A 13,468-nucleotide genomic window follows, 5' to 3' on the forward strand; every position below is an offset into this window, starting at 1 on the left:
GGAGACGATCATGCGTATCACCCAGGGCTGCTTTTCCTTCCTGCCCGACCTGACGGACGACCAGATCAGCGCCCAGGTCGGCTATTGCCTGGAGAACGGCTGGGCCGTCGGCATCGAATACACCGACGAGCCCCACCCGAGGAACACCTATTGGGAGATGTGGGGTCACCCGATGTTCGACCTGCGCGACCCCAAGGGCGTGATGATGGAGCTTGCGGAATGCCGCAAGGCCAACCCGGGGATGTATATCCGGATCAATGCCTTCGATGACACGCGTAACGTGGAATCCATGACGCTGTCATTCCTTGTCCAGCGGCCCGAGGTGGAGCCCGCGATCCGCATGGTGCGGACCGAGGTGGACGGCCGGGCGATGCGCTACAGCCACGAGGTGATGCGCTGAGGCCGGGCCGGGTTTGCGTATTTGGAGAACAATGAAAGTTGCATCCGAGGGAGGGTCGCGATGAACGCCGGGACGGAGACGGCCGAGATGGAGACGGCCGAGATGGAGAAGGCCGGGGTCGAGACAGTCGGGGCGGAGGTGGCGGAGAGGCCTGCCTCCGTCGACCTGCGGGAGGAATACGAATGCTCGGGCGTGCGTGAGGTGCTCGAGGATCTGGACCGGGAGCTGATCGGCCTGACCCCGGTGAAGGACCGGATCCGCGAGACGGCGGCGCTTCTGCTGGTAGAGCGGGCACGCGCAACGCTGGGGCTGGGCCATGAGACGCCGACGCTGCACATGAGCTTTACCGGCAATCCGGGCACCGGCAAGACCACGGTGGCGCTGAAGATGGCGGGGTTGCTCAAGCGGCTGGGCTATGTGCGCAAGGGGCACCTTGTCAGCGTCACGCGCGACGACCTCGTGGGCCAGTACATCGGCCATACCGCGCCGAAGACCCGCGAGGTGCTCAAGCGCGCCATGGGGGGTGTGCTGTTCATCGACGAGGCCTATTACCTCTACCGTCCAGACAACGAGCGCGACTACGGCCAGGAGGCAATCGAGATCCTGTTGCAGGTGATGGAGAACAACCGTGACGACCTCGTGGTGATCCTTGCGGGATATGCCGACCGGATGGAGCATTTCTTCAATTCCAACCCCGGGTTCCGCAGCCGGATCGCGCATCACATCGAGTTCCCGGATTACAGCGACGACGAGCTTATGGCGATCGCTCGGCACATGATGGCCGGGCAGTCCTACACCCTGAGCCCGCGCGCCGAGGCGGCACTGGCCGAGTACATCCGCCTGCGCCGGGCGCAGCCGCATTTCGCCAACGCACGCTCGATCCGGAACGCCTTCGACCGGGCGCGGCTGCGGCAGGCGAACCGGCTTTTCGAAACCGCCACGGGCGCGCTGGACGCCGCCCGGCTTTCGCTGATAGACGAAGGCGACATCCGGGCCAGCCGCGTGTTTCGTGGCGGGCTCGACAGCGAAGTGGCACGCCGGGAGACCAAGCGATGACGTTCGACCGTTCCATCAAGATCGCCCCGTCGATCCTGTCCGCGGATTTCGCCAATTTCGGTGCCGAGATCCGCGCGGTCGAGGATCAGGGTGCCGACTGGGTTCATGTCGACGTGATGGACGGGCATTTCGTACCCAACCTGACCTTCGGCCCGCCCGCGGTGAAGGCCTTTCGTCCGCATGTGAAGACTTTCATGGACGTCCACCTGATGATCGCCCCGGTCGATCCCTATATCGAGGCCTATGCCGAGGCAGGGGCCGACATGATCTCGGCCCATGTCGAGGCCGGGCCGCATATCCACCGCACGCTGCAGGCGATCCGCGCGCAGGGGGTGAAGGCGGGCGTCGTGCTGAACCCCGGCACGCCGGCCGAGGCGGTGACGGATCTTCTCGACCTCGTCGACATGGTGCTGGTGATGACGGTCAACCCCGGCTTCGGCGGACAGAAGTTCATCCACTCCGGCGTCACCAAGACAGCCAAGATCCGCCAGATGATCGGCGATCGCCCGATCCACATCCAGATCGACGGCGGCATCACGCCCGAGACGGCGCCGCTGGTGGCCGCCGCCGGCGCCGACGTCCTTGTCGCGGGCTCTGCGGTGTTCAAGGGCGGGTCGGTCGACACGCCCGAGGTCTACGGCCGGAACATGCGCGCGATCCGCGAGGCGGCCGCGGCCGCGGCACGTTCTGCCGCCGCCTGACCTCTGCCTTGCATCCCGGGGGCCTGCGGGGGCATCCTCGGGGCGGGACACCATCCTGGAGGCGGGAGATGCAGATCACGCGCAGGAAGATTCTGGCCGGGGCGGCCGCGGCCGCCCTGCCCTTCGGCGCGCCGTTCCCGGCCGTCGCAGGCCAGACGGATCTGACGGGCCTGACCCTCGGCGCCGCGCGGATCGACACGCTCAGCGATGGCCACCTTGTCCTGAACCGTGATTTCGTCATGGCCGATGAACCGCACCCCGAGGCGGACAACTTCATGGCGCAACATGGCGTTCCGGAAGGGAATTTCACCCCGGGGTGCACGCTTGCGCTGCTGCGCGACGGGCCGCGGACCGTGTTGTTCGATGCCGGGTCCGGCCCCGGGTTTCAGCCGACGGCGGGCAAGCTTCAGGCCGCGCTCGACCGGCTGGGCGTGGCGCGGACCGGGATCACCCATGTCGTCCTGACCCACGCCCATCCCGATCACCTCTGGGGCCTGATCGACGATTTCGATGAGCCCGCCTTTCCCGATGCACAGCTGATGATCGGGCGGGCCGAATTCGACTATTGGCGCGACCCCGCGACAATCGACACCATCGGGGCCGAGCGTCAGAACTTTGCCGCCGGCGCCCGGTCGCGCCTCGACCGGCTGGCCGATCGCTTCACACTGATCGAGCCGGGGGACGAGCCCCTTCCCGGCGTCGAGGCGATGGCGACCCATGGCCATACGCCGGGGCACCTGTCCTACATCGTCCATCGCGGCGACGGCGTGGTGATCACTGGCGACGCCCTTGCCAATGCCCACGTTGCCTTTGCCCGGCCCGACTGGCACTGGGGATCGGACCAGGATTGGGACGCCGCCGCAGGGACGCGGCGGGTCCTGCTCGACCGGCTGGCTGCGGATCGGCTGCGCCTGATCGGCTTTCACCTGCCCGGATCCGGGATCGGCCGGGCGGAAAGGCAGGGCGACGCCTACCGCTTCCTGCCCGAAACCTGAGGAGAGAATGATGTCTGCGACACCCCCGGTCTGCGATTTCGGCTGGAAGGCCCCGGGCTTCACCCTGCCCGCAACCGACGGCAGAACGCTGTCCTTCGACGATGTGAGAGGAGAGAAAGGCACGCTGATCATGTTCATCTGCAACCACTGCCCCTATGTGCAGGCGGTGATGGACCGGATCGTGCGCGACGCCGCCGCGCTGCAGGCCCTCGGGATCGGGGTTGCCGCAATCTCGTCGAACGACACCCAAGCCTATCCGCAGGACGGTTTCGCCGCGATGGCGGCCGAGGCCGAGCGGCAGGGTTTCACCTTCCCGTACCTCTTCGACGAAAGCCAGGACGTGGCAAGGGCTTATGGCGCGGTCTGCACACCGGATTTCTTCGGCTTCGACGCCGATGGCGGGCTGCAATACCGCGGCCGGCTCGATGCCTCGCGCAAGCAGGCGGCCGCGCCCGACGTGCGCCGCGACCTCTACGACGCGATGCGCCAAGTTGCCGAAACCGGGCACGGCCCGGCAGAGCAGGTGCCGTCCATGGGCTGCTCGATCAAGTGGAGGGCGGCATGAACGCGCCGGCCCTGCGCACAGCCCCCGTGGTGATCTTCGATCTCGATGGCACGCTGATCGATTCCGCCCCGGCGATTCACCGGGTGTCCAACCTAGTGCTGGCCGATTTCGACCTGCCGCCGCTCGACGCGGACACGGTGCGCAGCTTCGTCGGCAAAGGCACGCCCAACCTCGTGCGCCAGCTCCTCGAGGCCAGCGGCAAGGATCCGGAGGGTGCGATCTTCGACGAGGTCCACGACCGGCTGGTCGCCCGTTACGAGAAAGAGGTCGAGGGCAACACCCTATATCCCGGCGTGGTAACGGCGCTCGAGGCCCTGACCGAGGCCGGCTTCCGGCTGGGCATCTGCACCAACAAGCCCTACCGCCCGGCCGAGGCGGCGCTGCACCACGTCGGCCTCTTCGACACGTTCGAGGCCCTGCTCGGCGGCGACAGCCTGGCCACGCGCAAGCCCGATCCGGCGATGCTGCACCACGTGCACCGCCAGCTTGGCGGCGGGCCGATGCTCTATGTCGGCGACAGCGAGGTGGATGCCGAGACCGCGGTCAACGCCCGCGCGCCCTTCGCCCTTTATACCGAGGGCTACCGCAAGACCCCCGTCGCCGATCTGCCGCACCATGCGACCTTCTCCGACTATGCCGCCCTGCCCGGAATCGCGGAACGTTTCCAATGAGCTGCGGCCCCTAAGGCGTGACCCCACAACACATTCAAGTCTTGCAATCTGGTCGCCGCGGCGTATATCCGGAGGGCAGGTTTCACAAAGGTGCCCCATGGATGCCCAGTCTCAGGTGACAGCCCCGCAGGCGGATGTCTTCGCCTTCTTCGACGAGGCCACGAACACCGTCTCCTACGTCGTCAAGGATCCGGGGTCGCGCGCCTGCGCGGTGATCGACAGCGTGCTCGACTTCGATTACGCCTCAGGCCGCACCGACACCCGCTCGGCCGATGCCATCGTCGCCCATATCCGCGACCGCGGGCTGACCGTCGAATGGATCCTCGAAACCCATGTCCATGCCGATCACCTGTCGGCCGCGCCGTATATCCAGGAACGCCTCGGCGGCAAGATCGGCATCGGCGAGAAGATCCGCGTGGTGCAGGATACATTCGGCAAGGTCTTCAACGAGGGCACGCGGTTCCAGCGCGACGGAAGCCAGTTCGACCGCCTCTTCGCCGAAGGGGATGAATTCACCATCGGCGCCCTGCCCGCCCGCGTGCTGCACACGCCGGGCCACACGCCCGCCTGCCTGACCTACGTGATCGGCGAGGCCGCCTTCGTCGGCGACACGCTGTTCATGCCCGATTTCGGCACCGCGCGCTGCGACTTCCCGGGCGGCTCGGCCGAAACGCTCTACGCCTCGATCCAGAAGATCCTCTCGCTGCCCGACGCAACCCGCATCTTCGTGGGCCACGACTACAAGGCCCCGGGCCGGGACGCCTACGCCTGGGAGACCACGGTGGCAGAGCAGAAGGCGCGCAACGTGCACATCGGCGCAGGTCGCCCCGCCGCCGAGTTCGTCACGATGCGGCAGACCCGCGACGCATCGCTTGCCATGCCCCGCCTGATCATCCCCTCGCTGCAGGTCAACATGCGCGCGGGCCGCATGCCCGAACCCGATGCGAACGGCAAGAGCTACCTCAAGGTCCCGGTCAACGGTCTCTGACTGTTTGGCCCTTCATCTTGGCGACAATACTCCACGGCGGGCGTCAATGGAGAGCCATCGGTTCAAGCCCAATGGCGACGGGATGTACCCTTCGGCGCTCTCCCCCAAGACCCACGCGAGCGAGGGCTTGCAAACGCCGCCCACTCCCGCTATAGGCACCCCACTTCACAGGCAGGGCCGGGCCCCTGGGGGAGACATCCCCAGAAGGTCCACCGGTTGGGGGAAACCCTGAAAGGCCCTGCTCAGGCGCAAAACCGGAAAGGACATGGAATGGCGCTTCCCGATTTCTCCATGCGTCAGCTGCTTGAAGCTGGCGTTCACTATGGTCACCAGACGCAGCGCTGGAACCCGCAGATGGGCGAATACATCTACGGCGACCGCAACGGCATCCACATCATCGACCTGACGCAAACCGTCCCGATGCTCGACGCCGCGCTGAACTTCATCCGCGAGACCGTGGCCAAGAACGGCCGCATCCTCTTTGTCGGCACCAAGCGCCAGGCCTCCAAGCCGATCGCCGAAGCCGCCGAGAAATGCGCGCAGTACTACATGAACCACCGCTGGCTGGGCGGCACGCTGACCAACTGGCAGACCGTGTCGAAGTCGATCCAGCGCCTCAAGGCGATCGACGAGCTGATGGCGCAGGGCGCCGAAGGCCTGACCAAGAAAGAGCGTCTGGGCATGGAGCGCGAGCAGGCGAAACTCCAGGCCTCGCTCGGCGGGATCCGCGAGATGGGCGGCGTGCCGGACGCGCTGTTCATCATCGACGTGAACAAGGAAGACCTGGCGATCCTCGAGGCCAAGAAGCTTGGCATCCCGGTCGTCGCCGTGGTCGACACCAACTGCTCGCCCAAGGGCGTGGATTACGTGATCCCGGGCAACGACGACGCGGCCCGTGCCATCGCGCTCTACTGCGACCTTGTGAGCCGTGCCGCCCTTGACGGCATGCAGGCCCAGCTCGGCGCCGCCGGCGTGGACCTCGGCGCGCTCGAAGAGGCCCCGGCCGAAGAGGAAGTCGCCGCCGAGGCCTGAGGCCCCGCGCCCGTCCGGCGGTCGGATCCACGACCGTCACGAAACTGTTGCCGGGTGGGGATAGTCCCGCCCGGGACACCCTGATTTCAGATATGCAGGAGGCCGTTATGGCGATCACCGCGAGCATGGTGAAGGAACTGCGCGACACGACCGGCGCAGGCATGATGGACGCCAAGAAGGCGCTGACCGAGACCGATGGCGACATGGACGCCGCGGTCGACTGGCTGCGCACCAAGGGTCTGGCGAAGGCCGCGAAGAAGGCGGGCCGCACCGCCGCCGAGGGCCTTGTCGGCATCGCCGTCAGCGATGGCCGCGGCGTTACCGTCGAGCTCAACTCGGAAACCGACTTCGTCGCCAAGAACGCCGATTTCCAGAAGCTGGTGGGCGAGATCACCAACGTCGCGCTGGAAGCCGGCGAGGACGTCGAGGTTCTGAAGGCCACCCACCTGAACGGCAAGCCGGTCGAGCAGGTGCTGACCGACGCGATCGCCCGGATCGGCGAGAACATGACGCTGCGCCGGATGCACGTGCTGGAAGGCGACACCGTGGTGTCCTACGTCCACAACGCGGCGGCCGAAGGCATGGGCAAGATCGGTGTGCTCGTGGCGCTCAAGGGCGACGCGGCCAAGGCGCAGGAGATCGGCAAGCAGGTCGCGATGCACGTCGCCGCGACCAACCCCGCCTCGCTCTCCGAAGCCGACCTTGATCCCGCTGTGGTGGAAAAGGAACGCCAGGTGCAGATCGACATCGCGCGCGAATCGGGCAAGCCCGAGGCGGTGATCGAGAAGATGATCGAAGGCCGGATGAAGAAATTCGTCGCCGAGGTCACCCTGCTGAACCAGGCCTTCGTGATCAACCCCGACGTGACCGTCGGCCAGGCGGCCAAGGATGCCGGCGTCGAGGTCACGGGTTTTGTCCGCATGGAAGTGGGCGAAGGCGTCGAGAAGAAGGAAGAGGATTTCGCCGCCGAGGTCGCCAAGACCCTGGCTGGCTGATACCCTGCCCTTCACGCATTGCGCGGCGCGGTCCTCCGGGGCCGCGCCGTTTGCGTTTCCGGGCCCGTTTCCTTTCGGGCGGCAGGGGCCACGCGGCAACGAAACCCGTCGCTTCCGCGCGATTGTCCCGAAGATGAGGAAAGTGTCGCAGGCGGTTGACCCTGCGGCAAAAGCTGCCGCGCGCCGGGGGCGCGTCACCGCTTTCGCCACGGGGTGCGAAAATGCAAAACGGTGCGGCCCCGCGACCGCACCGTTCCGTTGCGTCCTTCCGATATGGGGATGAGGACAGACGCATCTTGCGGCGTCTTGCCGGGCGGAAAATACACCCGACAAGCCGACTTTCCGGTTTCCCGGCAAGGACCACCTTTCAACGAAATCACGCTGCGGTTCGACCCCCTTGGTTCCCTGGCCAATGCCACCACTCACGGAACCCCTGAAGGGTGCCACCTTCCCCAAGGTCAGCATAGTCAGGAAAACCATACCTGACCACATGGTCAGAAAATTCAACCGCCGCGTGTAACGGCCTGCACCAAGGGGCCGCGCCCCGCCTCAGGTCTCGACGGTGAAGATCTGGTTCATCATCGTCGCCTTGGCGATCGCCTGTGCCGTGCTCTCGACCTCCAGCGATTCGCGCGCCAGGCGAAGGTGCTTTTCCACCGTCGCCGCCGACACCCCCATCAGCACCGCGATGTCCAGCGTGGTCTTGCCCTCGGCCACCCATTCCAACGCCTCGCGCTGGCGCGGGCTGAGCATGTTGCCGGCCTGGGGATGTGGCAGGCATATGATCCTCAGGTGGGCGATCCGGCACAGCGCAAGGATCTCCTCGCCATGGGCCTGCCAGATCGCGTCGACATCGTCATGCGTCAGCCCCTCGCGCGCGACCAGCCCGATCCCGCCCTTGGACCGGACGGCCAGCGCCGTGAAGCTGATGGTCAGGCCGGCGGTCAGGCCGTGGCGCCGGTTGAAGGCGATCACCTGCTTCTCGGCCGGCGTAACGGTGCCGGTCTTCACCATCTCGTCGATGCAGCGCCAGTTGCAGACGCCCCGGTTCTCGTTCGCCCAGCGGACCATCGGCGCATCGCGGTAAAGGCCGTCGCCGATGAACCGGTCGAGGTATTCCTTCGAATGGTTGGTCAGCATCAGCGCGTTCTCGGGCGCGCCCAGGCGGTTGCCGGTCTGCGCCCGCGTGCAGGCATAGAGCAGCCTGCCAAAGCCATAGCTCTGCATGCGCGCCAGCAGATGAGTCCACACCGCATCGACCGTAGGCGCATCGAGCAGCCGGTTCACGTCTTGCAGCAGAGCCATCCTTCCCCTCGCATCCACGCTCTGGTGTGGCCCTTGTCCTCACTTCGCATTTACCAAGTGTGAGCCTGCCTTGTCGAGTGTCATCACTCTTTTCCGCCCCGCGGCATGGCAGTATGCGGGAAGAAGATGCCGGTTTCGGAGGGTGAGATGGCGGAACGCTACGACGTGGTGATTGCGGGCGGCGCGGTGCATGGCGCCTCGGCCGCGTGGTGGCTGACACGGGCGCGGCCCGGGCTGCGCGTCGCGGTGGTGGAGCGCGATCCGACCTACGCCACGGCCTCCACGGCGCTCTCGGTGGCCTCGGTCCGGCAGCAGTTCACCAATGCGGTGAACGTGCGGATCTCGCGCTTCGGGATCGGCTTCATCCGCGACTTTGCCCGACACCTCGCCCCGCACGGACCCGACCTCGGACTGCGCGAGAACGGCTATCTCTTCCTCGTCGGCACGGCCGAAGGGGCCAAGGCCCTCGGCCAGGTGGCGGCGATGCAGCGCGCCGAAGGGGCCGCAACCGAGGTCTGGGACGCGGCCACCCTCGCCCGCCGCTTCCCCTGGCTCTCGGCCGAGGGGGTCTCGGCCGCCAGCTTCGGTGCACGCGACGAAGGCTGGTTCGACAACATGGGGCTGCTTGGCGGCTTCCGCGCGGGGGCCAGGGCCCAGGGCGCCACCTTCCTGCACGACCGGGTGACAGGCCTCGGGCTCAAGGGCGGGCGCGTCACCTCGGTCCGGCTCTCCTCGGGAGAAGACCTCGCCTGTGGCGCGCTGATCAACTGCACTGGCACCCGTGCGGCCGAGGTGATGGCGATGGCCGGGCAAGCCCTGCCGGTCGAACCGCGCAAGCGGACGGTCTTCCTGATCGACGCCCCGAACGCGCGCCACCCCGACGCGCCGCTGATCATCGACTACCAGGGCTATTACATGCGCCCCGAGCGCGGACAGTGGATCATCGCCACCGTCCCGGCCGAAGACGGCCCCTGCGACGCACAGGATTTCGACCCCGACGCCGGCCAGTTCGAAGAGCTGATCTGGCCCGCGGTCCATGCCCGCGCGCCCGGCTTCGACGCGGTGAAGGTGGTGCGCTGCTGGGCCGGCCACTATGCCTACAACCGCCTCGACCAGAACGCCGTGGTCGGCCTCTGGCCCGGCCTCGACAACCTCTACCTCGCCGCCGGCTTCTCCGGCCACGGCCTGCAACAGGCCCCCGCCGTCGGCCGAGCCCTGTCGGAACTGATCCTCGAAGGTGCCTACCGCAGCCTCGACCTCACCGATCTCGGCCCGCAACGCCTGCTCGACGGCACGCCGTTCAGGGAACTGGCGATCGTCTGACGCGGCCTGCCCTTCTTCTGAGCGGAAATATCCCGGGGGGTGCAGGGGGGCTGGCCCCCCTGCCCGGCCAGCATCCCGCGCCACCATCCCGCATGCGCGAGGGTGCCGTGCCTGGGCGCCCTGAATTGCCTGGGCGCCATGAATTGGCGCCGCCCGCGCCGTCAGCCGCCGAACCAGCCCTGCACGGTACGCGCCCCGCCCGAGACATCCTCGCCCATGCCCGCCACGGTATTGCAGGCTCCAAGCGCCAGCACCGCCGCCAAGAACAGCCATTTCATCGGGTCACTTCCCCTTCCACCAGACGTCCGGAAAGAACCCCGGCCAGTCGCCGTAGGCCGGCAGTTGCGCAGGATATTGCAGGTCGCTGGCATGGGCAATCCGCGACACGTCCGAGAACCAGAACGGCACCACGTAGCGCTCGGCCATCAGGATCCGGTCGAGCGCGCGGACGGCCGCGGTGAAGGTGTCCGGGTCCTTGGTCGTCAACATCTTGCGGATCATCGCCTCGGCCGGAGGGGAACTCGCGCCCATCAGGTTGCGCGTGGCGGGCCGGGTGACGCCCTGGTGCCCCCAATACAGCCATTGCTCGTTCCCCGGGCTCAGCGACATCGCGCGCACGAACCAGGTCATGTCGAAATCGTAATTGTTGATCCGCTGGACGTATTGCGCGCTGTCCACCGTGGTCACATGCGCCGCGATCCCCAGCCGGCGCAGCGCGCCGACATAGATCGACACCGCCGCGCCGTCGGTCTGCTCCTGCCCCTGCGACAACAGGATCTCGAAGCGGAACGGCTGCCCCGCGGCATTGCGCAGCACCCCGTCCTTCACCTGCCAGCCGGCATCGGACAGCATCTTCATCGCGTGCCGGATCGCGCGCCGGTCGGTCTCTCCTCCCCGCGACTTCGGCAGGCTGTAGCCCGACAGCGCGCCGGGAGGCAGCTGGTCGCTGAACGGCTCCAGCAGCGCCTTGACGCGGCCCTCCGCCGGACCGGGCCGCATCCCCAGCACCGAGTTCGAGAAATAAGAGGTGATCCGCGGCTCGGTTCCGCCGTTCACTGTGCGGTTCACGAACTCGAAGTTGAAGGCGTCGATCAGCGCCTCGCGCACGCGCCAATCCTTGAACAGCCCGCGCCGGGTGTTCATCACCAGCCCCTCCATGCCGGAGGGCCGCTTCGACGGGATCTCGTCCAGCACCACCTTGCCCGAGCGGACCCGGGGAAAATCGAAATTCGTCTTCCACTTGGCGGGGTTGGCCTCGCGGAAGAAATCCAGCTCACCGGCCTTGAAGGCCTCGAACATCGCGTTGGCGTCGCTGAAATACTCGTAGCGTATGGTGTCGAAGTTGTAGCGCCCGCGGTTGATCGGCAGATCTCTTGCCCACCAGTCCTTGTTGCGTTGGTAGACGATGTAACGGCCCGGCTGGAAATCCTTCACCACGTAGGGGCCGGATCCGATCGGCACCATCATCCCCGAGGCGCCGAGGTCCTTGCCCTGCCACTGGGCCTTTTCCAGGATTGGCCGAAGCCCCAGGATCAGAGGCAGCTCGCGGTCTGCCGTCTTGAAGGTAAAGCGTACGGTGCGCGGGCCCACCGCCTCGGCCTTTGCGACCTTCGACCAGGCGCCGCCGTAGACCGGCGGGTTGGCCTTGGCCAGCGCCATCATCGACCACAGCACGTCCTCTACCGTCACCGGCTTACCGTCGGAAAACCGCGCCTTCGGGTTCAGCGTGAACTCGACGTAATCGCGGGCCGAATCGGTCTTCACGCTTTCGGCAAGCTGGGGGTAGAGGGTGAAGGGCTCGTCCAGCGAACGGGTCAGCAGCGTCTGCAGCGTGAAGGCCGAAAGCTGGTAGGGAACACGGCCCATCACGGAAATCGGATTGAGGGAATCGAAGCTTGAGACATCGCCCACCGTGATCGCCCCGCCCTTGGGCGCATCCGGGTTGGCATAGGGCAGCGACACAAAATCAGGTGGAAGCGCCGGGGCGCCATACATAGCAATGCCATTGTCCGGCGCCGCCGGGGGCGAATCCTCGGCCCCCGCCTGCCCCGCCAGGACCAGGCAGACGCCAAGCGCCGCGACCTTCGTCATCCGGAAAAAGTAGACACACATTCGTGAAACAACCCATCTGCCCTTGTTTTTCTTGGCCTCGACGCTACCGGGGCTTTCCCGCCTTTTCAAACTTTTAGCTTGGACAGCGCATCAAGAATGCGTATAAAGGGGGCACTGCTCGATAGGTTTCTTGCCTGTATGAAACCTGCCTCAATAACTTAACGCCCGCCTCGTGCGGGCGTTTTTTTTGGTCGATGCAGAAACTCCGCGGTGGTGGAAGGTGGTGCGATCACCCGACCGACCTGCCCGGGGAATCGCATGACTTCTGAAGGAAGATCCGGCCCGTGCTCTAGGGCCCATGGCTGCCGGCCACAAGGCACCGTCGCGTGTCCCGGCGTGAAGGCGCTGGTCTTCGCCTGTACCGGCTGTCTATGGTGCGCCGAGATGCCGCAAGGGAGCACCAAGCATGAACCTTCAGGGAAAACGCGCGATCGTCACCGGGTCGAACTCGGGCATCGGGCTGGGCGTGGCCGAGGCGCTGGCCGGCGCCGGGGCCGAGGTCGTGATCAACTCGTTCACCGACCGAGACGAGGATCACGCGCTCGCCGCCGAGATCGCCGCGCGCCACGGGGTGGAGGTTAGCTATATCGCGGCCGACATGTCCGACGGCGCAGCCTGTCGCGCGTTGGTGGAACGCGCGGGTGGCTGCGACATCCTGGTGAACAACGCGGGCATCCAGCACGTCGCGCCGATCGAGGAATTCCCAGTGGCCCAATGGGACCGGATCATCGCGATCAACCTGACCTCGTCCTTCCACACCATCGCCGCGGCCCTGCCGGGCATGCGCGACAAGGGCTGGGGCCGGATCGTCAACGTGGCCTCGGCCCATGGCCTGACCGCCTCGCCCTACAAATCGGCCTATGTCGCGGCCAAGCACGGCATCGTCGGCCTGACCAAAACCGTCGCGCTAGAGGCCGCGGGCAAGGGTGTCACCTGCAACGCCATCTGCCCGGGCTACGTGCTGACACCGCTGGTCGAGGCGCAGATCCCCGACCAGATGAAGACCCATGGCATGGACCGCGAGACGGTGATCCGCGAGGTCATGCTCGACCGCCAGCCCTCGCGCGAATTCGCGACGGTGGAGGAGATCGGCGGCACCGCGGTCTTCCTGTGCTCCGAGGCGGCACGCCAGATCACCGGCACGACGATCAGCGTCGACGGCGGCTGGACCGCGCTCTAAGCGCATCATGGCAAGCCGGGACAGCGCCGGCCCGTGGGGTGGCGCATCCCACCCCTGAACTTCGGCGCTTCATGCCAGTCAGGCCCCTCCATCGTCGGAGCGTCGTGCAAGGGTGAAAAGCGTCCGCCCGGACGGGCCGGCGCTT

13 protein-coding genes are annotated in these 13,468 nt (G+C 66.7%); 11 read left to right on the forward strand and 2 right to left on the reverse strand.

What is annotated here, in order from left to right; genetic code table 11:
• Positions 1-10: 10 nt before the first annotated feature.
• The 9 genes from CVV76_RS03495 (at position 11) to tsf (ending at position 7,403) form a co-directional block, all read left to right on the forward strand.
• Positions 11-400: a ribulose bisphosphate carboxylase small subunit gene (locus CVV76_RS03495; protein WP_102223231.1), complete on the forward strand. Its 390-nt coding sequence runs from the start codon at positions 11-13 to the stop codon at positions 398-400.
• Positions 401-502: 102 nt separating this feature from the next.
• Complete coding sequence (cbbX, locus tag CVV76_RS03500) at positions 503-1,456, forward strand: CbbX protein (RefSeq protein ID WP_102223426.1); 954 nt, start codon at positions 503-505, stop codon at positions 1,454-1,456.
• Positions 1,453-2,157, forward strand: coding sequence for a ribulose-phosphate 3-epimerase (rpe, locus tag CVV76_RS03505; protein WP_102223232.1), 705 nt, complete (start codon positions 1,453-1,455; stop codon positions 2,155-2,157). The genes cbbX and rpe overlap by 4 nt, the downstream gene beginning before the upstream one ends.
• 68 nt (positions 2,158-2,225) lie before the next feature.
• Entirely contained in the window at positions 2,226-3,152 is a 927-nt protein-coding gene (locus tag CVV76_RS03510) for an MBL fold metallo-hydrolase (protein WP_102223233.1), read from the forward strand.
• A gap of 10 nt (positions 3,153-3,162) precedes the next feature.
• Complete coding sequence (locus tag CVV76_RS03515; RefSeq protein WP_102223427.1) at positions 3,163-3,717, forward strand: thioredoxin family protein; 555 nt, start codon at positions 3,163-3,165, stop codon at positions 3,715-3,717.
• Positions 3,714-4,388 carry a phosphoglycolate phosphatase gene (gene gph, locus CVV76_RS03520; RefSeq protein WP_102223234.1) on the forward strand — a complete coding sequence of 225 codons (675 nt, stop codon included), beginning with the start codon at positions 3,714-3,716 and terminating at the stop codon, positions 4,386-4,388. The genes CVV76_RS03515 and gph overlap by 4 nt, the downstream gene beginning before the upstream one ends.
• Positions 4,389-4,485: 97 nt before the next feature.
• Positions 4,486-5,376 carry an MBL fold metallo-hydrolase gene (locus CVV76_RS03525; RefSeq protein ID WP_102223235.1) on the forward strand — a complete coding sequence of 297 codons (891 nt, stop codon included), beginning with the start codon at positions 4,486-4,488 and terminating at the stop codon, positions 5,374-5,376.
• Positions 5,377-5,646: 270 nt separating this feature from the next.
• Complete coding sequence (rpsB, locus tag CVV76_RS03530) at positions 5,647-6,408, forward strand: 30S ribosomal protein S2 (RefSeq protein ID WP_102223236.1); 762 nt, start codon at positions 5,647-5,649, stop codon at positions 6,406-6,408.
• A gap of 107 nt (positions 6,409-6,515) precedes the next feature.
• Complete coding sequence (gene tsf, locus CVV76_RS03535; RefSeq protein WP_102223237.1) at positions 6,516-7,403, forward strand: translation elongation factor Ts; 888 nt, start codon at positions 6,516-6,518, stop codon at positions 7,401-7,403.
• A gap of 549 nt (positions 7,404-7,952) precedes the next feature.
• Here the strand turns inward: tsf and CVV76_RS03540 are convergent.
• Positions 7,953-8,708: a helix-turn-helix transcriptional regulator gene (locus CVV76_RS03540; protein ID WP_102223238.1), complete on the reverse strand. Its 756-nt coding sequence runs from the start codon at positions 8,706-8,708 to the stop codon at positions 7,953-7,955.
• A gap of 147 nt (positions 8,709-8,855) precedes the next feature.
• Between CVV76_RS03540 and CVV76_RS03545 the strand changes: the two genes are divergently transcribed.
• Entirely contained in the window at positions 8,856-10,031 is a 1,176-nt protein-coding gene (locus tag CVV76_RS03545) for an NAD(P)/FAD-dependent oxidoreductase (protein ID WP_102223428.1), read from the forward strand.
• 282 nt (positions 10,032-10,313) lie between these two features.
• Here CVV76_RS03545 and CVV76_RS03550 read toward each other — a convergent pair whose 3' ends face one another.
• A complete protein-coding gene (locus tag CVV76_RS03550) occupies positions 10,314-12,143 on the reverse strand; it encodes an extracellular solute-binding protein (RefSeq protein WP_233192702.1) in 1,830 nt (609 codons plus the stop codon).
• A 406-nt stretch (positions 12,144-12,549) separates the two neighbouring features.
• Here CVV76_RS03550 and CVV76_RS03555 point away from each other — a divergent pair, with 406 nt between their 5' ends.
• The gene (locus tag CVV76_RS03555; RefSeq protein ID WP_102223239.1) at positions 12,550-13,323 is read left to right on the forward strand and encodes a 3-hydroxybutyrate dehydrogenase; all 774 of its coding nucleotides are present in this window, start codon (positions 12,550-12,552) and stop codon (positions 13,321-13,323) included.
• Positions 13,324-13,468 lie beyond the last annotated feature (145 nt).

Origin of the sequence: Acidimangrovimonas sediminis (assembly GCF_002871005.1) — a bacterium.
In the GTDB taxonomy this organism is placed as follows: domain Bacteria; phylum Pseudomonadota; class Alphaproteobacteria; order Rhodobacterales; family Rhodobacteraceae; genus Acidimangrovimonas; species Acidimangrovimonas sediminis.